At 60.3% G+C, this 19,392-nt stretch carries 21 protein-coding genes; 16 read left to right on the top strand and 5 right to left on the bottom strand.

Annotated elements, in window-relative coordinates; genetic code table 11:
• The first annotated feature begins 5 nt into the window (after positions 1–5).
• From hflC to B9Z31_RS14470, 8 genes are all read left to right on the top strand, one after another.
• The gene (gene hflC, locus B9Z31_RS14435; protein WP_100120256.1) at positions 6–905 is read left to right on the top strand and encodes a protease modulator HflC; all 900 of its coding nucleotides are present in this window, start codon (positions 6–8) and stop codon (positions 903–905) included.
• A gap of 3 nt (positions 906–908) precedes the next feature.
• The gene (locus B9Z31_RS14440; protein WP_100120257.1) at positions 909–1,094 is read left to right on the top strand and encodes a DUF2065 domain-containing protein; all 186 of its coding nucleotides are present in this window, start codon (positions 909–911) and stop codon (positions 1,092–1,094) included.
• A 64-nt stretch (positions 1,095–1,158) separates the two neighbouring features.
• A complete protein-coding gene (locus B9Z31_RS14445; RefSeq protein WP_100120258.1) occupies positions 1,159–2,319 on the top strand; it encodes an ATP phosphoribosyltransferase regulatory subunit in 1,161 nt (386 codons plus the stop codon).
• Between the two features lie 17 nt (positions 2,320–2,336).
• Entirely contained in the window at positions 2,337–3,665 is a 1,329-nt protein-coding gene (locus B9Z31_RS14450; RefSeq protein ID WP_100120259.1) for an adenylosuccinate synthase, read from the top strand.
• A gap of 57 nt (positions 3,666–3,722) precedes the next feature.
• Positions 3,723–4,247 carry a phosphoribosyltransferase gene (locus B9Z31_RS14455; RefSeq protein WP_100120260.1) on the top strand — a complete coding sequence of 175 codons (525 nt, stop codon included), beginning with the start codon at positions 3,723–3,725 and terminating at the stop codon, positions 4,245–4,247.
• Between the two features lie 82 nt (positions 4,248–4,329).
• Positions 4,330–5,586, top strand: coding sequence for a PLP-dependent transferase (locus tag B9Z31_RS14460; RefSeq protein ID WP_100120261.1), 1,257 nt, complete (start codon positions 4,330–4,332; stop codon positions 5,584–5,586).
• A gap of 126 nt (positions 5,587–5,712) precedes the next feature.
• Positions 5,713–6,582 (top strand): DUF2189 domain-containing protein, encoded by an 870-nt coding sequence (locus B9Z31_RS14465; protein ID WP_199174516.1) that lies wholly within the window; start codon positions 5,713–5,715, stop codon positions 6,580–6,582.
• A 10-nt stretch (positions 6,583–6,592) separates the two neighbouring features.
• On the top strand, positions 6,593–6,790 hold the full coding sequence (locus B9Z31_RS14470; RefSeq protein WP_100120262.1) for a hypothetical protein: 198 nt from the start codon (positions 6,593–6,595) through the stop codon (positions 6,788–6,790).
• Between the two features lie 112 nt (positions 6,791–6,902).
• On the opposite strand, the gene mnmH is transcribed toward B9Z31_RS14470, so the two are convergent.
• Positions 6,903–7,961, bottom strand: a complete 1,059-nt coding sequence (gene mnmH / locus B9Z31_RS14475) for a tRNA 2-selenouridine(34) synthase MnmH (protein WP_100120263.1) — start codon at positions 7,959–7,961, stop codon at positions 6,903–6,905.
• The gene (locus B9Z31_RS14480; RefSeq protein WP_100120264.1) at positions 7,958–8,608 is read right to left on the bottom strand and encodes an arylesterase; all 651 of its coding nucleotides are present in this window, start codon (positions 8,606–8,608) and stop codon (positions 7,958–7,960) included. Before B9Z31_RS14480 ends, mnmH begins: the two co-directional genes overlap by 4 nt.
• Between B9Z31_RS14480 and B9Z31_RS14485 the strand changes: the two genes are divergently transcribed.
• From B9Z31_RS14485 to B9Z31_RS14495, 3 genes are read left to right on the top strand one after another with little or no spacing between them, the layout of a single operon-like run.
• Positions 8,607–9,305: an ABC transporter ATP-binding protein gene (locus B9Z31_RS14485; RefSeq protein ID WP_100120265.1), complete on the top strand. Its 699-nt coding sequence runs from the start codon at positions 8,607–8,609 to the stop codon at positions 9,303–9,305. The two genes, B9Z31_RS14480 and B9Z31_RS14485, sit on opposite strands and share 2 nt — an antisense overlap.
• Positions 9,306–9,312: 7 nt before the next feature.
• Complete coding sequence (gene rlmB, locus B9Z31_RS14490; protein WP_100120266.1) at positions 9,313–10,047, top strand: 23S rRNA (guanosine(2251)-2'-O)-methyltransferase RlmB; 735 nt, start codon at positions 9,313–9,315, stop codon at positions 10,045–10,047.
• Between the two features lie 17 nt (positions 10,048–10,064).
• Positions 10,065–10,415: a hypothetical protein gene (locus B9Z31_RS14495; RefSeq protein ID WP_369804714.1), complete on the top strand. Its 351-nt coding sequence runs from the start codon at positions 10,065–10,067 to the stop codon at positions 10,413–10,415.
• A gap of 15 nt (positions 10,416–10,430) precedes the next feature.
• Here B9Z31_RS14495 and B9Z31_RS14500 read toward each other — a convergent pair whose 3' ends face one another.
• The 3 genes from B9Z31_RS14500 to B9Z31_RS14510 are packed head-to-tail and all read right to left on the bottom strand — an operon-like array spanning position 10,431 to position 12,271.
• On the bottom strand, positions 10,431–11,033 hold the full coding sequence (locus B9Z31_RS14500; RefSeq protein ID WP_100120267.1) for a chromate transporter: 603 nt from the start codon (positions 11,031–11,033) through the stop codon (positions 10,431–10,433).
• Positions 11,030–11,626, bottom strand: coding sequence for a chromate transporter (locus B9Z31_RS14505; protein WP_100120268.1), 597 nt, complete (start codon positions 11,624–11,626; stop codon positions 11,030–11,032). Before B9Z31_RS14505 ends, B9Z31_RS14500 begins: the two co-directional genes overlap by 4 nt.
• Before the next feature lie 45 nt (positions 11,627–11,671).
• Positions 11,672–12,271 (bottom strand): YigZ family protein, encoded by a 600-nt coding sequence (locus tag B9Z31_RS14510; protein WP_100120325.1) that lies wholly within the window; start codon positions 12,269–12,271, stop codon positions 11,672–11,674.
• 99 nt (positions 12,272–12,370) lie between these two features.
• Between B9Z31_RS14510 and B9Z31_RS14515 the strand changes: the two genes are divergently transcribed.
• The 5 genes from B9Z31_RS14515 (at position 12,371) to B9Z31_RS14535 (ending at position 19,338) form a co-directional block, all read left to right on the top strand.
• Positions 12,371–14,962, top strand: coding sequence for a YgiQ family radical SAM protein (locus tag B9Z31_RS14515; protein ID WP_100120269.1), 2,592 nt, complete (start codon positions 12,371–12,373; stop codon positions 14,960–14,962).
• Positions 14,963–15,152: 190 nt separating this feature from the next.
• The gene (locus B9Z31_RS14520) at positions 15,153–16,232 is read left to right on the top strand and encodes an ABC transporter ATP-binding protein (protein WP_100120270.1); all 1,080 of its coding nucleotides are present in this window, start codon (positions 15,153–15,155) and stop codon (positions 16,230–16,232) included.
• A gap of 47 nt (positions 16,233–16,279) precedes the next feature.
• Positions 16,280–17,545 carry an ABC transporter substrate-binding protein gene (locus tag B9Z31_RS14525; protein WP_199174517.1) on the top strand — a complete coding sequence of 422 codons (1,266 nt, stop codon included), beginning with the start codon at positions 16,280–16,282 and terminating at the stop codon, positions 17,543–17,545.
• 81 nt (positions 17,546–17,626) lie between these two features.
• The gene (locus B9Z31_RS14530; RefSeq protein WP_100120327.1) at positions 17,627–18,505 is read left to right on the top strand and encodes a carbohydrate ABC transporter permease; all 879 of its coding nucleotides are present in this window, start codon (positions 17,627–17,629) and stop codon (positions 18,503–18,505) included.
• On the top strand, positions 18,502–19,338 hold the full coding sequence (locus tag B9Z31_RS14535; RefSeq protein ID WP_100120271.1) for a carbohydrate ABC transporter permease: 837 nt from the start codon (positions 18,502–18,504) through the stop codon (positions 19,336–19,338). The genes B9Z31_RS14530 and B9Z31_RS14535 overlap by 4 nt, the downstream gene beginning before the upstream one ends.
• Positions 19,339–19,392 lie beyond the last annotated feature (54 nt).

The raw sequence follows: 19,392 nt of genomic DNA on the forward strand, positions 1-19,392 counted from the left end.
AAAAAATGAATCGCATTGGATTGTGGATCTCAACCCTGCTGGTGGCCTTTGTGGTCTTCAGCTCGACGGTGTTTGTGGTGGACCAACGCCAGTTCGGCGTGGTCTACGCTTTGGGGCAAATCAAGGAAGTGATCACCGAGCCGGGCTTGCACTTCAAGCTGCCCCCACCGCTGCAAAACGTCAACTACATCGACAAGCGCCTGCTCACGCTGGACAGCCCCGACAACGAGCCCATGCTCACGGCTGAAAAGCAGCGTGTCGTGATTGACTGGTACGTGCGTTGGCGCATTGCCGACCCACAGGCCTACATCCGCAACGTGGGCTTGGACGAGAAATCGGGGACCAACCAACTCAACCGAGTGGTGCGCAACGCTTTCCAAGAGGAAATCAACAAGCGCACCGTCAAGGAGTTGTTGTCCCTCAAGCGTGAAGAATTGATGGACGATGTGAAGGCCGCTGTGCTCTTGGTCGTCAAAGGGGCCAAGCCTTGGGGCGTTGACGTCGTCGATGTGCGCATCACCCGTGCTGACTATGTGGACACCATCACCGAATCGGTTTACCGACGAATGGAAGCGGAACGCAAGCGCGTGGCCAATGAACTGCGCTCGACGGGCGGCGCCGAGGGTGAAAAAATTCGCGCTGACGCTGACCGCCAGCGTGAAGTGACCATCGCCAACGCGTACCGGGAAGCCCAAAAAATCAAAGGGCAGGGCGATGCCCAAGCGGCCCGTTTGTACGCCGAGTCATTTGGCCGTGACCCACAATTTGCCCAGTTTTACCGCAGCCTTGAAGCTTACAAATCCAGTTTCAACAGCAAGGGTGACGTGATGGTGCTTGACCCAGGCAGCTCGGAGTTTTTCAAAGGCATGCGCGGCGCAGCAAGCTCCACCCCCGCTCGAAAGTAAGCTTTGCTGGACACCCTCCTGATGGCATTGGGCCTGATGCTCATCGTGGAGGGTTTGATGCCCATGGTGTCGCCCCTTCGCTGGCGCAGTCTTTTTGAGCAGCTGCTCAGGCTCGAAGATGGCCAAATTCGGTTTTTCGGCATGGCCATGGTCATCGCCGGCTTGCTTTTGTTCTGGCTGGTTTCGTGAACCCGTGCCAGAAACGGGTCTGCAACCCGGTAAAATCTCGTTTTTAACAGTCTCCCTCATCCCCATGTCTGCTTGGGTCCTCCCGGATCACATTGCCGATGTCCTGCCTTCCGAGGCACGCCACATCGAAGAACTCCGCCGCGAACTGCTCGACACTGCCCGTGGCTATGGCTACGAGTTGGTCATGCCGCCGCTGCTGGAGCATTTGGAATCCCTGCTCACCGGCACGGGTGAAGCCCTGGATTTGCAGACCTTCAAACTGGTTGACCAACTCTCGGGCCGCACCTTGGGTTTGCGGGCCGACACCACGCCCCAAGTGGCCCGCATTGATGCCCACTTGCTCGGTCGTGCAGGCCTGACCCGCTTGTGCTACTGCGGCCCGGTGCTGCACACGCGTGCGGCACGCCCCCACGCCACCCGCGAACCCCTGCAATTGGGGGCTGAAATTTATGGGCACGCCGGCCCTGAGGCCGATCTGGAAATTCTGCAATTGGCGCTCGACTGCCTGCGTGCTGCCCGGGTGGGCGATTTGCAGGTGGACCTGGCCGATGCCCGCATCGTCAACAGCTTGCTCCAGGCCGAGCCCATCTCCGATGCCTTACGCCACGACATCCACGCCGCGCTGGCCATCAAAGACGCCAGTGCCATTGCCCGTTTGACGCTTGACTTTGCCCCAGTGAACCGCGACGGTTTGCTGGCCTTGGTCCATTTGTACGGCGATGTCCGAGTGCTGGACCAGGCCGCTCAATGTTTGCCCGCGACAGCCGCCATCACCGAAGCGCTGAGCCAGCTGCGTGCTTTGGCTGAACAAATTCCTGGCGCGGCCATCAGTTTTGATCTGGGTGACTCGCGTGGCTACGCCTATTACAGCGGCATGCGCTTTGCCATTTACGCCCAAGGCGCATCCGATGCTTTGGCCCGAGGTGGACGCTACGACGGTGTGGGCGCGGTGTTTGGTCACCGCATCGACCGCGATCGGCCCGCTGTGGGTTTCAGCCTTGACCTGAAAGAATTGGTCGCAGCGGTCAAACCCCTGTCCTTGCGTGCAGCCATCCGTGCGCCATGGGGCAGCGCTGTCGGTTTGCGCGAGGCGATCACTGCATTGCGAAGCCGCGGCGAAACGGTGGTGTGTGTCCTGCCTGGACACGAAAGTGAAATCGACGAATTCCATTGCGACCGCGAATTGATCGAAGCGGCAGGGCAATGGGTGGTACAGGCTCTTTGAGAAAGAACATTTCAAGCATGAACAAGTTGCAAGGCCGTAATGTGGTCGTGGTCGGCACCCAATGGGGCGACGAGGGCAAAGGCAAACTGGTGGACTGGTTGACCGAAAGCGCTCAAGGCGTGGTGCGTTTCCAGGGCGGACACAACGCTGGCCACACCTTGGTGATCAACGGCGTGAAAACCGCCTTGCACCTCATCCCCAGCGGCATCATGCGTGCTGGCGTGAAGTGCTACATCGGAAACGGTGTGGTCTTGTCCGTCCCCAAGTTGCTGGAAGAAATTGCCGGCCTCGAAAAAGCTGGGGTTGAAGTGCGCTCGCGTTTGCGCGTGAGTGAGGCTTGCCCTCTGATCTTGCCCTACCACGTTGCGCTGGATGTGGGCCGTGAGGCGGCCAAGGAAAAAGCCGGCACGGCCAAAATTGGCACCACCGGTCGCGGCATTGGTCCCGCCTACGAGGACAAAGTGGCGCGCCGTGCGCTGCGCGTGCAGGACCTCAAATACCCCGAGCGTTTCGCCACCAAGCTGCGCGAAAACCTGGCATTGCACAACGAAATTTTGGTCAACATCCTCGGCGCGGCGCCGGTTGACTTCGATGCCACCTACAACGAAGCCATGGCTTACGCCAAGGACCTGCTGCCCATGGTGGCCGATGTCTCACGCGAGTTGAACGACGCGCACAAGGCCGGTGCCAACTTGCTGTTTGAAGGCGCACAAGGCACTTTGCTCGACGTGGACCATGGCACTTACCCGTTTGTCACCTCCAGCAATTGCGTGGCGGGCAATGCCGCGGCTGGGGCAGGCGTGGGCCCGGGCATGTTGCATTACATCTTGGGCATCACCAAGGCCTACTGCACCCGCGTGGGCGGCGGCCCATTCCCCACCGAGCTCGATTGGGAAACCCCCGGCACACCCGGTTACCACATGTCGACGGTGGGTGCTGAAAAGGGTGTGACCACCGGCCGTTCGCGCCGCTGCGGCTGGTTCGATGCCGCCTTGCTCAAGCGCAGTGCGCAGGTCAATGGTCTGTCGGGCTTGTGCATCACCAAGCTCGATGTGCTCGATGGCCTCAAAGAATTGTGGCTGTGCACCGGCTACGAGCTGGACGGTGAAACCATTGACATTTTGCCCATGGGCGCAGACGAGATCGCGCGCTGCAAGCCCATTTATGAAGTCATTCCCGGCTGGACAGAAACCACCGTGGGCGTGACCGAGATGGACAAGCTGCCTGCAACGGCCCGTTACTACCTGGACCGCATCGCGCAAGTCACGGGCGTGCCCGTGCACGTGGTTTCCACCAGCCCAGACCGTGACCACACGATCTTGCTGCACAACCCTTTTGCGGCCTGAGTCTTCAGACCCCAACAACACATCGACCTCAACCCTTGATTTTTTTGGAGTGAACCCATGTTGACCGAAGACGGCAAGCACCTTTATGTGAGCTACGACGAGTACCACAACCTCATCGAAAAACTCGCCATCAAAATCCACCAGTCCGGTTGGGAGTTCGACAACATCCTGTGCCTGGCCCGTGGCGGCATGCGCCCAGGCGATATCTTGTCGCGCATCTTCGATAAACCCCTGGCCATCATGTCGACCAGCTCTTACCGCGCTGAAGCCGGCACGGTGCAAGGTCACCTTGACATTGCCCGTTACATCACCACGCCCAAGGGCGAGATCGCGGGCAAGGTCTTGTTGGTGGACGATTTGGCTGACACCGGCCACACCTTGCGTGCTGTGGTCGATCAGCTCAAGAACAACTACCAGCCTGTCACGGAGTTGCGCACCGCTGTGATCTGGACCAAGGGCGTTTCGACCTTCAAGCCCGACTACTCTGTGGACGATTTGCCCACCAACCCATGGATCCATCAACCGTTCGAGCCGTATGACAACATGCGTCCTGAAAAATTGCTGGAAAAGTGGAGCGTCTGAACCCAAGCCGTCAGACACCGGCGCCTTGGATGGCGTGACCAACAGCCTCCTTTGTGGAGGCTGTTTGCATGAGGATGTGAAAATGCAAGACGAAAAACCAAGCGCAGCGACACCCCACATCGCCACAGGGCTGATCCACCACCCTTACACACCGCCTGCTGACTTTCAGGCACCGCAACCGGGCGTGTTCAAGGCTTCGACGGTGTACTTCCCCACTGTGGCCGACATGCGCCAGCGCGAGTGGAAAGACAAATCGGCCTACACCTATGGCCTGCATGGCACGCCCACCACCTACATGCTGGAAGAGCGTTTGTGTACGCTCGAGGGCGGCCTGCAATGCGTCCTGGTGCCCAGTGGCTTGGCGGCGCTGGCCTTGGTGGCGTTGGCGGTGTTGAGCACAGGCGACGAAGTCTTGATTCCGGACAACGCTTATGGCCCCAACAAAGCCTTGGCCGATGGCGAGTTGCGCCACTTCGGCATCACGCACCGTTTTTACGACCCGATGGACCCCGAGGATCTGTCCCGCCAGATCACGCCGCGCACCCGACTGGTGTGGCTGGAAGCGCCCGGATCGGTGAGCATGGAGTTTCCCGATTTGCCCGACATGGTGCGCCGTTGCCGCGCACGCGGTGTCCTGTGCGCGCTCGACAACACCTGGGGTGCAGGCCTGGCTTTCAATGCCTTTGATTTGTTGGGCGACGGTGAGGGAGGGCAAGTCCGTTTGGCGGTCGACATCAGCGCCCATGCGCTCACCAAATACCCCAGCGGCGGCGGCGATGTGCTGATGGGCAGCGTCATCACGCGCGACGCGGCCTTGCACCTGAAAATCAAACTCTGCCACATGCGCTTGGGTCTGGGGGTGGCGGCCAACGACGCAGAAACCGTGCTGCGCTCCTTGCCCAGCATTGCGCTGCGTTATGCCGCTCACGACCAGACCGCCCGCGCCCTGGCCGCCTGGTGGCAAGCCCAGCCGCCATGCGCGCAACTGATGCACCCGGCCTTTGAAGGCGCCCCGGGCCACGCCCATTGGCAAGCGCTGTGCGATCGCGTGCCGGGCACGGGCCAGGCAGCGGGCTTGTTCAGCGTCATGATCGACGCGCGTTTCAGCCAAACCCAGGTGGATGCTTTTTGCGATGGCTTGAAACTCTTCAAGATCGGTTACAGCTGGGGTGGACCGGTGAGCTTGGTGGTGCCCTATGACATTGCCTCGATGCGTCAGGCTTGGCCAGGCCATTTGAAGCCAGGCACCCTGGTGCGTTTTTCCACCGGTCTGGAGTCCGCGCAGGACTTGATACTTGACTTGCATCAATCCATGCAGGCCCATTTGCCCATGGCCTGATCTCGCAGCTGACCATGTGGGCACTTGTGTGCCTCAAGACACGCGAACTTGGGGGTTTCCTGACTGGTCAAATCGCAGGGGTGGGGGTAATCTGAAAACCTTTGTTGTTTCAGATGGATATTCGCCATGAACGCCGACGCCAAGGCTCTTGAGGCCGCGCAAGATTCAGACCTGCCCACCATGGCCACGCCCTACGTCCCGCCCCCACCCGTGGGGCCGCGCGCGCACATGCGGGCCTTGGGCTTTGCCGATCCGTTTCGCTGGCTGGCACGGGGCCTGAAGGACTTGCACCATCACCCGGGCATTGCGCTGTTTTATGGCCTGTGCTTTTGGGGTATGGCGCAGGTGCTGGCCATGGTGTTCAAGCACAAGCCCGAGTACACCCTGTCCCTGGTATCGGGTTGCCTCTTGGTCGGGCCCTTCCTGGCCATGGGCTTGTACGAGGTCAGCCGCAAACGAGAACGCGGCGAGCAGCCTGAAATGTCGACCTCGCTCATGTGCTGGGACCAACACATCCGCAGCATGGCCATGTTGGTGTTGGTGCTGATGGTGCTGGAGTTGCTGTGGGGCAGGGCGTCCTTGGTCGTGTTTGCGGTGTTCTTCAACACCGGCATGCCTTCCACGACGGGGGTGATCGAGGCGGTTTTCAACCCTCAAAACGTCGAATTTTTGATGGTGTACTTGGCTGTGGGCGGTGTGTTTGCGGGGCTTGTTTATGGCCTGTCGGTGGTGTCCATTCCCATGATTTTGGACCGCGATACCGATGCCATCTCGGCGGTGATCACCAGCATGCGCGTGGTTTTTTCGCACCCCGGTGTGATGCTGCTTTGGGGCCTGCTGCTGAGCGTGCTGGTGCTCGCGGCCCTGTGGCCTTGGGCTTTGGGCATCGTGGTGGTGGGGCCGTGGCTCGGTCACGCCAGCTGGCATGCGTACCGGGGCTGCGTCGAGTGGGAAGAAAACCCTGAAGAAGCTGTTACATTGGGCAGCTCAAATTAAAGGAGCCATCTTGGCCACACCCAACTACGGATTCGAAAAACGCCAGAAAGAACTGGCCAAGAAACGCAAAAAAGAAGACAAGCTCAAAGCCAAGTCCGACCGCAAATCGGGCCTGTTGGCGGAAGACGGCTCGGAAATTGTGAGCGAAGAGGTGGATGCCGACACGGCAGCGACGGGTGCGGCCGAGTCACCCACGCCGGCCACCTGAGCTGTCGCCGCCAGCCATGGGCCTTGAGGGGGCGGTGCCCTCGACGCGAAACCCACTCGCAGACCCCTTGCAGACCGATCGCCCTGAGGGGGGCTGCCAAAAAGTCTTGCCCCTATTGGGTTTGCACCAAGGTTTTGGCCATTAACAGCATGTCGGCCATGCTGTGGCTGGCAGGGGTGACCTGCGGGGCTTGGGCGTAATGCACAAAGTTGTTGCCCGTGGACGTCTCATAGCCTGGATCGTAATGACCGGACAGCAACTCGGTCACCACCTCGCGCATTTCACCCCGCTCAATGCGTTCTTGCCAGCCTTGGACCACGGCCTTGCCCCGCAATGCTGTCAGGCGCTCCAGTCGGTCGGCAAACAGGGCACGGTCTTCCGTGAAAAAAGCATAGTCTTCGAGCAGCAAATTCACCCGGTTGTCCAGCGTCAAGTCCACGCGCAGACAGGGGCTGGCCCGCATGGCCACCATCAACTCGGCGGGCACCGTCAAGTTGCCCACCTTTTTGCTTTCGGCCTCCACAAAAACTGGCTTGTCTGCGCTGAAATGGCGCAAAGCATCCCAAACCTGGGTGTCAAAAGCTTTTTGTGTGGGCTGCGCTGTGCCGGGGATCAGGCCCAGCACCGAACTGCGGTGGCAGGCGATGGCTTCCAAGTCCAGCACCTGGGCACCCTCTTGGGCCAAAGCCTGCAGAAGCCGTGTTTTGCCTGAACCGGTGGGGCCACACAGCACCTTGAATTGCAGCCTTTGTGCTTGCAATGGGGTGTCAGCCATCACCGCCTTGCGAAAGGCCTTGTAGCCGCCTTCGATCAAATGGACTTTGAAGCCAATTTGGCCCAAGATCAACGCCAGCGAGTTGCTGCGCTTGCCGCCGCGCCAGCAGTACACCAAGGGCTGCCAGTTTTTGGGCTTGTCCATCACATGGGTTTCGATGTGGCGGGCGATGTTTTTGGCCACCAGGGCCGCGCCCACTTTCTGCGCTTCAAAAGGGTTGACTTGCTTGTACAGCGTGCCCACCCGGATGCGCTCTTCGTTGTTCAGCGAAGGCCAGCTTTGGGCACCTGGCAGGTGGTCTTCGTCGTGTTCGCCCTCTGAGCGGGCATCGAGGATGGCGTCGAACTGCTGGAGTTGGGCCATGGCCTGTTCGGCCGAAATCAGGTGAACGCTCATTTCAATTGTTTCTTCAAAGTGGGCCAAACGTTGGCCAGAAGACGGGCTTGGGCCGCCTCATTGGGGTGGATGCGATCGGCTTGGAACCATTTGAGCGGCTCGGGGTCATCGCCCACCCCTTTCAAAAAGAAGGGAACCAGGGCCGCCTTTTGACTTTGGGCCACTTGGGCGTAGGCCGCCTCAAACTGGCGCGCCATGTCGGGGCCGTAATTGGGCGGCATGTGCATGCCCAGCAGCAGCACCTTGGCGCCAGCAGCTTGGGCTTGTTGGGCCATGTTCAACAAGTTGCCTTGCGTCATGGTCATGGGCAGGCCGCGCAAAGCATCGTTGCCCCCCAGCTCAATGACCACATGGCTGGGCTGGTGTTTCTTGAGCAAGGCGGGCAGGCGCGAGCGTCCGCCTGAGGTGGTGTCTCCGCTGATGCTGGCATTGATGACTTGCGTGCCTGGTTTTTCTTGGGCCACTTGTTTTTGCAGCAAGGCCACCCAGCCCGTGCCACGGGACAAGCCATATTCGGCGCTCAAAGAGTCGCCCAGCACCAATATGCGCTGCTCTGAAGCGGCTTGAAGCGCCGCGGCAAAGCCCCAGCCAACCAGGGCCAGCAGGGTCCAGTTAAAGTGGCGTCGTCTCAACAAAGGTGTGTGCATGCCTGAATCCATCATCGCCGTGCGTGGCGTCTCCAAAAGTGTGCAAGATGCCAGCGGACAGCTGGACATTTTGCGCGATATCGATTTTTCGTTGAACGCCGGGGAAACTGCTGCCATTGTCGGTGCTTCTGGCTCGGGCAAAAGCACCTTGTTGGCGATTTTGGCGGGTCTGGACACGCCCAGCCGCGGGCAGGTGGTGCTGGCCGGGCAGTCGCTCTTCGATTTGTCTGAAGATGAAAGAGCCGCCGTGCGGGCCCAACATGTGGGCTTTGTGTTCCAGAGTTTTCAGCTCATGCCCAACCTCACCGCACTCGAGAATGTGATGCTGCCCTTGGAGCTGGCCAATCGGCCGGATGCCCGCCACCAGGCCACAGCCATGCTCGAGCGCGTGGGCCTGGGCGCGCGCCTGAAGCACCTGCCCAAAGTCTTGTCGGGCGGTGAGCAGCAGCGCGTGGCCTTGGCGCGCGCATTTGTGGTCCAACCCGATCTGCTGTTGGCCGATGAGCCCACAGGCAGTTTGGACCACGCCACCGGCGGGGCCATCATGGACCTGATGTTCGCGCTCAACCGCGAGCAGGGCACGACCTTGGTCTTGGTCACGCACGACCGCCAGTTGGCCGCGAAGTGCGAACGCAGCTTGGTGATTCAAGCCGGGCGGCTGACCGAGGCCCCCGGCCCTTCGGCGGACCAACGATAATCTCGGGATGTCATCCCACAAAGTGCTGTTCGGCTTTCATGCCGTGGGCGTTCGCCTCAAGATCGCCCCCCAATCCGTTGTTGAAATCCACTACGAGGTCAGCCGCCGCGACGCCCGCATGCGGCAATTCATCGACAAGGCCCGCGATTCGGGCATGCGGATGGTCGAGTCCGATGGCGAGCGTTTGGCCAAGCTTGCCGGGGGGCATGGCCACCAAGGTGTGGTGGCCTTGGTTTCGCCCATTCCCCAAAACCACTCGCTGGACGATTTGCTCGACACCGTCGAAGGGCCGCCTTTGCTTTTGGTGCTGGACGGTGTGACCGATCCGCACAATTTGGGCGCGTGTTTGCGGGTGGCCGATGGTGCGGGCGCACACGCCGTGATCGCCCCCAAAGACCATGCCGCCGGCATCAACGCGACCGTGGCCAAAGTGGCCAGCGGCGCGTCCGAAACCATGCCCTATTTCATGGTCACCAACCTGGCACGGACCTTGGGCGAGCTCAAGGAGCGCAGCATCTGGGTCATTGGCACCAGCGGCGACGCGCCACGCAGCATTTACCAAGCGGACCTGAAAGTGCCCACCGCCTTGGTGTTGGGCGCAGAGGGCGACGGCATGCGCCAGTTGACCCGAAAGAACTGCGATGAGCTGGTCAGCATCCCCATGCGTGGCGCTGTCGAGAGCCTGAACGTGTCGGTCGCCAGCGGTGTGTGTTTGTACGAAGCTTTGCGCCAACGCAGCTGAACCCCCAGGACCCTCCCATGAACTCCTTTTTGACCCGCACGGCCCTTGCCGCAGCCCTCATGTCCTTGTTGTGGCTTGGTGCTTGCACCCAAGAGCAACAAAACAAGATCAGCCGAGACCTCCAGAATTGGACCGGCACCGATGGCGTGATGGAAGTCTATGCCGGCGATAAAGTGGTGCGTCGCTTTTTGAAGGTGGACAAGATCAGCACCGCATTGGGCACCGAAGATGGCAAACCCCGTGCCTACCGTTATGGCTACGGTGTCCTGGACGAGAACCTGAACATGCAGGCAGACCCGGGCGAGAAAAAGGTCTACTTTGAGGTCAGCGACTTCACGAACTCGGTGTTTTTCGAGAACCCGCGCTGATCCGCCAGGACGGGCTCAAACCCAGCCCAAAGCCCCGATGATGGCGCCAGCGCCAATCAGCCAAAGCAGGTGGATTTTGGTGCGCCAGACCAGGCCCATGGCCGCCAGCGTCAACAACCACAGGGGCCAGTCGCGTGCAGCTTGGTTGTGGCTGGCCGTGAGCAACCAGCCGGTAGACACGAGCAGGGCAATGACCACCGGCGCCATGCCCAGCTTGAAGGCTCTCACGCCCAGGTAGTCACGGTGCTTGTGGGCCCAGCGCGTGGCGGTGTACGTCAACACGGAAGAGGGCAGCATGATGCCCAAGAGGCTTAGGAACATGCCCAGCGCTGACAAGGCCACGCTGATCCAGCCCCCGCCCAAGCCTGCCGCGGCGTTCAAGCCCACGTTCCAACCCATCAAGCCCACAAACAGCACATTGGGGCCGGGTGCCGACTGTGCCAATGCGATGGAGGAGCTGAATTGTTGTTCGGTCAGCCACTGGTTTTCATCGACCAAAAACCGGTGCATGTCGGGTGCGGTGATGATGGCCCCGCCGACCGCCAACAAGGACAGTGACATGAAATGGTTGAACAGCGCCAACCAATCGCCAAGGTCCAATTGAAGCGTCAAACTCATGGCGCTGTCCTGTTCAGGGCTTCTTGGCGTGACAGCTGGACATAAGCCCATGCACAAGCCAGACTGCCGATGCCCAACAAGACCCACAGCAAGGGCCAGCGAAACAAACCCACGCCCGTGAAGGTGGTCAGCATCACGGCGGTGCAAAGTGGCAAGCCCAAGGGGTTGCGTTTCAAAGCGGAGATCAATTTGATGCCCGTGGCCGCAATCATGCCAGCGGCCACGGCGCCCATTCCGCGCAAAGCCCCTTGTGCCCAGGCCTGATCCGACACGCTGCCAAATGCCAGCGCCAGCAGCAACAAAACGGCTGTGGGGGCCGCCAGCATGCCCGCCATCGCGGCCAGTGCGCCGGGCAAACCAAAATGCCGTCCGCCGACCATCAAACACAGGTTGATCACATTGGGGCCGGGCAAAATTTGGGCCACAGCCCATTCTTCAACAAATTGGGCGGGCGTCATCCAGCGCTTGCGCTCGACCAACTCGCGTTGGGCCACAGCCAAGACCCCCCCAAAGCCCTGCAAAGCCAACACGGTGAAAGAGACAAACAGGTCGGTTTTGGACTTGGGTTGGTTCAAGGGGATGTCATCGGGCATGCCCCCATTATCCCTTTGGGATTTCAGCCATGGCGTCAGCCCCGCTCACGCCCGGTGGTCTTCGTCCAGCCAAAGCAACTGACCGCGCCCACCTTCGTTCAACCGTTCCTTCAAGGCGGCAACTTGCGCCTCGGGTAATTCAAATGCCATGCCCACCAAGTGGCCATGCGTCACCCCTGTCAATTGGGCTTGCGCCTGTTCCAGTTCCCGTCGCACCCAACCTTCCAGCGCATACGGGAGGCTGCAGGCCAAATGCGCCTGTGGGATCAGCGCCACCTTCTGCGCCGTGAGCAAAGCCTGCGCGACCGCATCAGTGTAGGCACGCACCAAGCCACCCGCGCCCAACTTGACCCCACCAAAGTAGCGGACCACCGAGGCCATCACGCCCTCCAAGTCTTGATGCCGAAGCACTTCCAGCATGGGGCGACCGGCGGTGCCACCGGGCTCGCCATCGTCGTTGGCCGCCGACTGGCCACCGGCCATCAAGGCCCAGCAGACATGGGCCGCATCGGGGTGTTCTGCTTTGAGTTGCGTCACCCGCGCCACCGCCGCCTCTCGGCCCGAGACCGATTCGACGCAGGCGATGAAGCGGCTTTTTTTGACCACCAGTTCGTGGTGGGCAGGGCGGGCAAGGGCAAAAGGCATACCGCCATTGTCGGGCAGACCTGCCGCATGCAATACCCGCTGCTTGTTCAAGCCCACCCCCAAACCCCTACACTAGCGGGTTATCCCGAGTGCCCGCCTATGAACGCCTTTGTCGACGTCTCTTTTTTTCCGCGTGACGCCAAACCGCTGACCAGCTACCGCAAGTTCTGGGCGCAGCGCTTTGGCACGGCCCCGTTTTTGCCGATGAGCCGTGAGGAAATGACCCAACTGGGCTGGGACAGCTGTGACATCGTGCTGGTGACGGGCGACGCTTATGTGGACCACCCCAGCTTCGGCATGGCGGTCATTGGCCGCATGCTGGAAAACCAGGGTTTTCGGGTCGGCATCATTGCCCAACCCGACTGGACCAGCGCTGAGGCCTTCAAGGCCCTGGGCCAACCCAATCTGTTCTGGGGCGTGACCAGCGGCAACATGGACTCCATGATCAACCGCTACACGGCGGACCGCAAAATCCGCACCGATGACGCCTACACCCCGGGCGACGTCGGCGGCAAGCGGCCTGACCGCGCGGCCATCGTCTACAGCCAGCGTTGCCGCGAAGCCTTTCCCGAAACGCCCATTGTGCTGGGCGGCATCGAAGGCAGCTTGCGCCGCATCGCCCATTACGACTACTGGTCTGACAAGGTTCGCCGCTCGGTGGTGGTGGACAGCAAATGCGACTTGCTCTTGTATGGCAACGCTGAGCGGGCGATCGTGGAGATTGCCCACCGCCTGGCGGCCCGTGAACCGGTGCACCACATCACCGATGTGCGCGGCACCGCTTTTGTGCGCCGCGAAACGCCAGAGGGCTGGTATGAGATCGACTCCACCAGCGTGGACACGCCCGGGCATGTGGAGGCGCACATCAACCCCTATTTGATGATTTCTGACCAAGCGCGGGAGCAGGGCGCGACCTGCGCGCGTGAAGAAGAAGCCAAGGCGGTGGCCGATGGTGAAAACCGCAAAGTTCAACCTTTGAAGTTTGTGCCGAATGCATCGGCGGGTGCGACCGCTGTGGCGGCTGTGGCGGCCCGTTCAGGCATTCGCTTGCAGGGGCAAGCTCCCACAGGGGAGCCCCAAAGTGCGGCCGCGGGGGCTCCGGGCAGTTCTTCGCGGGAGCAAGCCCCCGCCGAACAGACACTCAATTCTTCGCGTGAGCAAGCCCCCGCAGAACAAACAGTCAGTTCTTCGCGGGAGCAAGCCCCCGCAGAGCAGACAGTCAGTTCTTCGTGGGAGCGAGCCCCTGCTCGCGAAGGACTCTCGGCCGACCCAGAACTGCGCGGTAAAGGCACCCACAAAGTGCCTCCCCGCGACAAAAGCGTGATCCGCCTGCCCAGCTACGAGCAAGTCAAGCAAGACGCTGTGCTGTATGCCCACGCCAACCGCGTGCTGCACCTGGAAACCAACCCCGGCAACGCCCGTTGCCTGGTGCAGGCGCATGGCGAAGGCCACACCGCCCGCGACGTTTGGATCACGCCACCCCCTATCCCGCTGACCACGGCCGAGATGGACCATGTGTTCGACCTGCCGTACGCCCGCAGCCCGCACCCGCGCTACGCCGACGAAAACGGCAGCCATGACCACGCCACCAAAATCCCCGCGTGGGAGATGATCCGCTTCAGTGTGAACATCATGCGCGGCTGCTTTGGTGGCTGCACCTTTTGCTCCATCACCGAGCACGAAGGCCGCATCATCCAAAGTCGCTCCGAGGAGTCGGTCATCCGCGAGGTGGAAGAGATCCGCGACAAGGTCAAAGGCTTCACCGGTGTCATCTCTGACCTGGGCGGCCCCACGGCCAATATGTACCGACTGGGCTGCAAGAGCCCCGAAATCGAATCGGCCTGCCGCAAACCCAGCTGCGTGTTCCCTGGCATCTGCCAGAACCTGACCACCGACCACGGCCCGCTGATCAACATGTACCGCCGGGCGCGGAATTTGAAGGGCATCAAGAAAATCCTGATCGGCTCCGGTCTGCGTTACGACCTGGCTGTGCAGTCGCCCGAATACGTAAAAGAGCTGGTCCAGCACCATGTGGGCGGCTACCTGAAAATTGCGCCCGAACACACCGAGGGCGGCCCGCTGTCCAAGATGATGAAGCCCGGCATCGGCACTTACGACCGCTTCAAGTCAATGTTTGACAAGTACAGCGAAGAAGTGGGCAAAAAACAGTTCCTCATCCCTTACTTCATTGCGGCCCACCCCGGCACCAGCGACGAAGACATGATGAATTTGGCGGTTTGGCTGAAAAAGAACGGGTTCAGGGCCGACCAGGTGCAAACCTTCTACCCCAGCCCCATGGCCACGGCCACGGCCATGTACCACTCCACCCGCAACCCGCTGCGCAAAATCACCCGCGACAGCGAAAAGGTGGACGTGGTCAAAGGCGACAGACGCCGCCGCTTGCACAAGGCGTTTTTGCGCTACCACGACGCCACCAACTGGCCCCTGCTGCGCGAAGCACTCAAAGCCATGGGCCGCTCAGATCTGATTGGCAACGGCAAACACCACCTGATCCCGAGCTGGCAGCCGCTGGCCGAAGAAGGCTACCAAAGCGCCCGTCGCAAAAACAGCACGGGTGCAGGTGCCAAATCGTCGGTCTCTCTCTCGACAACACCCAAGCGCTCAGGTCAGCCTAGAAAGGGTCAGCTGCTCACGCAGCACACGGGGCTGCCGCCGCGTCGCAAAGGGTGAGCGTTTCAAACTCGGCGATCGCTAACTTTTTTGGGATTAACCCTGAATATTGTCGATTTTTGATGTTTTGAGGTGGCATTCTGGGGTGTATGTTCGCGATAACCCCAACATCTTTTTTGATTCAAGTCATTTATTATTCATTCATGCCGTAATGACGGCTGTGAATCATTTTTGAAAAAGATCAACGTCCATGGCATCGGTTCAACTTCGGCAAGTTCAGAAATCCTATGATGGGGTAAACAAGGTCATACACGGCATTGACCTTGACATCGAGCATGGGGAGTTTGTTGTCTTCGTCGGGCCTTCTGGCTGCGGTAAATCAACACTGCTGCGCATGATCGCGGGTTTGGAGAGCATTACTGGCGGTGATGTGTTGATCGACGGCAAGCGCGTCAACGACGAGCCGCCACGCAACCGCGACATCGCCATGGTGTTCCAGGATTACGCGCTCTACCCGCACAAGAGCCTGTACGACAACATGGCCTTTGGCCTGCGCCTGCGCAAAACCCCGGAAGACGAGATCAAGCGCCGCGTGATGGACGCTGCGCGTTTGCTGCGCATTGACCACATGCTCGAGCGCAAGCCTGCCGCCTTGTCGGGCGGCCAGCGCCAGCGCGTGGCCATTGGCCGGGCCATCGTGCGACAGCCCAAGGTGTTTTTGTTTGACGAGCCCTTGTCCAACCTGGACGCGCAGCTGCGCAACGAAATGCGCAGCGAAATCAAAAAATTGCACCAGCGTCTGGGCGCGACCATCATTTATGTCACGCACGACCAGGTCGAGGCCATGACGCTGGCCGACCGCATTGCTGTCATGAGCGGCGGGCACAAGATGCAATACGCCAGCCCCGATGAGGTCTACAACCGCCCGGCCGCGCAGTTTGTCGCGGGCTTCACCGGCAGCCCGCCCATGAACCTGGTGAGCTGCCAGCTGCAAGCGGGTGGGGCAGACCTGGGCGGCGGCGTGCTGATCGCATTGCCGGCCGACCTGCGCGAGCGCGCAGCGGCCGCGCCCAGCCATGTGTTTGGCATCCGCCCAGAAAACCTGTCCCTGGCCCCGCGCCATGTGCCAGGCGAGGTAGAGGTGCAAGCCCGCGTGGTCATCAGCGAGCCTTTGGGCGCCGAGACCCTGGTGACCTTCCAGGTGGGAAATGTTGAGCTGATCGCACGCTGCGCCGCCAGCTTCAGGGCCTCAGCGGGAACGCCCCAAAACCTTTACCTTGACCCGGCCGCCATGCACCTGTTCAGCCAGGACAGCGGTCAGGCGATTTGAAGCCATTTTTTGTCAGTCCATTTGATTTCAACCCCAAGGAGACATCCATGAAGAAGCGTTATGCATTGAAACTGGCCGTGGTGGCCCTGGCCAGCTCGATGGCGGCGGGTGCCGTGTGGGCGCAGCAAACCACTTTGCGTGTGTTTGTCGGCCCCAACCAGCGCCCCGACTTGCAAGCCAAGTTGTTTGAGCAGTACAACAAAGCCAACCCCGGGGTGAAGGTCGAGATCGAAACGGGCGGCGCCACCTCCGAGCTGCAGCGCCAGTACCTGTCCACCGTGCTCAACGCCAAGGACTCGGCCATCGATTTGTTCTTGATCGACATCGTCAACCCGGCCCAGTACGCCTCCAAGGGCTGGATCGAGCCGCTGGACAAATACGTGGGTGGCCCTGCTGTATTGCGCAACGACTATTTGCCCGTGTACCAAAACGCCAACGTGATCGGCGGCAAGGTCTACGCCATGCCCAGCCAGGGCGACGCGATGTTCATGTACTACCGCAAGGACCTGCTGGCCAAGCACGGCGTGGCCGAGCCCAAGACCTGGGACGAACTGGCAGCCGGTGCCAAGAAAATCATGGCGGCAGAAAACGCCCCCAACCTGCAAGGCCTGTCCATCCAGGGCGCACCGATTGAAGGCGCGGTCTGCACCTTCTTGCTGCCTTACTGGGGCCAGGGCAAGCAGTTCAACGACGCAGCTGGCAAGCTGACGTTGGACAAGGCCGCTGCCGTCAAGGGCCTGCAAAGCTGGCTCGGCATGGTCGACCAAGGCGTGATCAAGAAGAACGTGGCCGAGGTCACCACGCCTGTCACGGTGAACGAATTCAAAGCCGGTCAGGCCGTGTTTGCGATCAACTGGGGCTTTGCCTTTGACCGCTTCAAGGATGACGCCGACTCCAAAGTCAAGGGCAACGTCGGCGTGATGCCACTGCCCGCCATGACCGGCGGCAAGTCGGCCACCTGCATGGGCGGCTGGCAGTGGGCCATGAACGCTTACGGCAAGAACAAAGACGCTGCAGGCAATTTGATCAAGTTCCTGTCGTCCAAAGAGGCCAGCGCCTTCATCGCCCGCGAAGGCTCGATCCTGCCTGTGTTCCAGAGCGTTTATTCCGATGCGTCGGTGAACAAGGTCGTGCCTTGGTTCAAGGATGCATTGCCTGTGGTTCTGGGCGCCCAAAGCCGCCCCATGGTGGAGGACTACGGCCAGGTGTCAGACATCATCCGCACCACCACCAGTGCCATCTTGGCCCGTACCAAGACGCCTGAAGCCGGTGTGGACGAGATCGCTGCCCGTGTGGGCCGTTTGATGCGCTGATGCGCTGATGCCTTATTGACCCTGTCTGACCTCGGGCCTTTGGTGGGCCCGGGGTTTTTTGTGAGCCTTGTGTACTTGACCATGTTGTCCAAACTCCGCGATCCGACCGAAAAAACGCTGGCCGTGATGCTGCTGGCCCCCGCTTTTTTGCTGCTGCTTTTGATCGTCGTCTACCCCATCGGTAAACTGGTTTACAACAGCTTGTTCGACGTGGACAAGACCGGCCTGTTTCTGGGGCTGACCAACTACGTGGACGTGGTGCAAGACCCCTTGTTCTGGAATGCCACCAAAAACACCTTGCTGATCACCCTGATCACTGTGCCCGGAGCCTTGATCGTGGGCCTGGGCCTGGCCATGCTGGCCAATCTGCCGTTCAAGCGCAAATGGCCGGTGCGTCTGTCGTTGCTCTTGCCCTGGGCCTTGCCCCTGTCTTTTGCCGGGCTGATCTTTGCCTGGTTTTTCCACACCGAATATGGGGTGGTTAACGATGTGCTGAATCGCCTGGGCCTGCAAACCGAGCCCACCAGCTGGCTGCTCAAGCCCAACTGGGCCTTTGCCGCCATTTGCCTGACCATCATCTGGAAGACCTCGTCCTTCATGGCCCTGATCTTGTTGGCGGGCCTGCAAATGATCCCCAAGTCCCTCTACGAAGCGGCCGAGGTGGACGGCGCCAGCCGCTGGCAGCAGTTTTGGGAAATCACCATTCCCATGCTCATGCCCAGCATCATCGTGGCGCTGATTTTTCGGACCATCACGGCGCTGCAGACCTTTGACATTCCCTACACCATGACCAAGGGTGGCCCAGGCGAAGCCACCGAAACCCTCGCCATGCTGATCCACAAATACACCATCGATTACTCCAGCATAAGCTTTGGCTCCACCTTGGCGGTGTTCATGTTTGTCATCTCAATGTTTGTCACTGGCTTTTACTTGCGCCACATTGGAAAGAACGCGTCATGAGAGAACAGTCTTTTTGGTCCGCCCCCATGCTGCGCTGGGCAGCGGCGGCCATCGTGGTGTTCAACGGCTTTTTCCCGGCCGTCTGGATCTTGTTCACCTCGCTCAAGACCGAAACCGAGTTGGTGCAAAAACCCATCACCTGGTGGCCTGAGAATCCGATGCTGGACAACTACGTTCGCGCCTTCATCGACCAACCCTTGCTGCATTACCTTAAAAACAGCGTCATCGTCGCCACGGGAGCCACCATCTTGTCATTGGCCGTGGCAGCTTTTGCGGCCTATGCGATCGCCCGCCTGAATCTCAAGCGACGCGAACTGATCCTGACTTGCATCGTGGCCTCCAGCATGTTCCCGCTGGTGACTTTGCTGGTGCCGATTTTTGAAACCATGCGTGCTTTGGGCTGGCTCAACACCTACATGGCGCTGATCTTGCCTTACGTGGTCCTCAATCTGCCGGTGTGCACACTGGTGTTGGTCAGCTTTTTCCAGAGCATTCCGCGAGACCTGGAAAACGCCGCCATGATCGACGGTTGCACCCGTTTGGGGGCTTTGTGGTATGTAGTGGTGCCCTTGGCCGCGCCGGGCGTCTTTACCGCAGGCATCTTGGCCTTTGTCAATTCATGGGACGAGTTTTTGCTGGCCTTGTCGCTCAACTCCAGCCCGGGCGCACGCACCTTGCCTGTGGGCATCGCGTTGTACCAAGGCGAGTTCAGCTTCCCTTGGCCCATTATTTCGGCTGCACTGATTGTGGCCATTGTGCCGGTCGCCGTTCTGATTGCTATCTTTCAGGAGCGAGTGGTTGGCGGCTTGACCCAAGGCGGATTGAAGGGTTGATTCGGGATCTGGGAGTTGTATGCGTCTAGCTGCCCAGATAGCTTCCTCAGCATG

The organism is Limnohabitans sp. G3-2, from assembly GCF_002778275.1.
Lineage (GTDB): Bacteria > Pseudomonadota > Gammaproteobacteria > Burkholderiales > Burkholderiaceae_C > Limnohabitans_A.

Bases quoted from the DNA above. Each gene is read 5' to 3' on its own strand.
- B9Z31_RS14445 (WP_100120258.1), top strand. From the start codon at position 1,159: ATGTCTGCTTGGGTCCTCCCGGATCACATTGCCGATGTCCTGCCTTCC.
- B9Z31_RS14520 (WP_100120270.1), top strand. From the start codon at position 15,153: ATGGCATCGGTTCAACTTCGGCAAGTTCAGAAATCCTATGATGGGGTA.
- B9Z31_RS14465 (WP_199174516.1), top strand. From the start codon at position 5,713: ATGAACGCCGACGCCAAGGCTCTTGAGGCCGCGCAAGATTCAGACCTG.
- rlmB (WP_100120266.1), top strand. From the start codon at position 9,313: ATGTCATCCCACAAAGTGCTGTTCGGCTTTCATGCCGTGGGCGTTCGC.
- B9Z31_RS14455 (WP_100120260.1), top strand. From the start codon at position 3,723: ATGTTGACCGAAGACGGCAAGCACCTTTATGTGAGCTACGACGAGTAC.
- hflC (WP_100120256.1), top strand. From the start codon at position 6: ATGAATCGCATTGGATTGTGGATCTCAACCCTGCTGGTGGCCTTTGTG.
- B9Z31_RS14460 (WP_100120261.1), top strand. From the start codon at position 4,330: ATGCAAGACGAAAAACCAAGCGCAGCGACACCCCACATCGCCACAGGG.
- mnmH (WP_100120263.1), bottom strand. From the start codon at position 7,961: ATGAGCGTTCACCTGATTTCGGCCGAACAGGCCATGGCCCAACTCCAG.
- B9Z31_RS14525 (WP_199174517.1), top strand. From the start codon at position 16,280: ATGAAGAAGCGTTATGCATTGAAACTGGCCGTGGTGGCCCTGGCCAGC.
- B9Z31_RS14450 (WP_100120259.1), top strand. From the start codon at position 2,337: ATGAACAAGTTGCAAGGCCGTAATGTGGTCGTGGTCGGCACCCAATGG.
- B9Z31_RS14530 (WP_100120327.1), top strand. From the start codon at position 17,627: ATGTTGTCCAAACTCCGCGATCCGACCGAAAAAACGCTGGCCGTGATG.
- B9Z31_RS14515 (WP_100120269.1), top strand. From the start codon at position 12,371: ATGAACGCCTTTGTCGACGTCTCTTTTTTTCCGCGTGACGCCAAACCG.
- B9Z31_RS14535 (WP_100120271.1), top strand. From the start codon at position 18,502: ATGAGAGAACAGTCTTTTTGGTCCGCCCCCATGCTGCGCTGGGCAGCG.
- B9Z31_RS14495 (WP_369804714.1), top strand. From the start codon at position 10,065: ATGAACTCCTTTTTGACCCGCACGGCCCTTGCCGCAGCCCTCATGTCC.
- B9Z31_RS14480 (WP_100120264.1), bottom strand. From the start codon at position 8,608: ATGCACACACCTTTGTTGAGACGACGCCACTTTAACTGGACCCTGCTG.
- B9Z31_RS14510 (WP_100120325.1), bottom strand. From the start codon at position 12,271: ATGCCTTTTGCCCTTGCCCGCCCTGCCCACCACGAACTGGTGGTCAAA.
- B9Z31_RS14485 (WP_100120265.1), top strand. From the start codon at position 8,607: ATGCCTGAATCCATCATCGCCGTGCGTGGCGTCTCCAAAAGTGTGCAA.
- B9Z31_RS14505 (WP_100120268.1), bottom strand. From the start codon at position 11,626: ATGCCCGATGACATCCCCTTGAACCAACCCAAGTCCAAAACCGACCTG.
- B9Z31_RS14500 (WP_100120267.1), bottom strand. From the start codon at position 11,033: ATGAGTTTGACGCTTCAATTGGACCTTGGCGATTGGTTGGCGCTGTTC.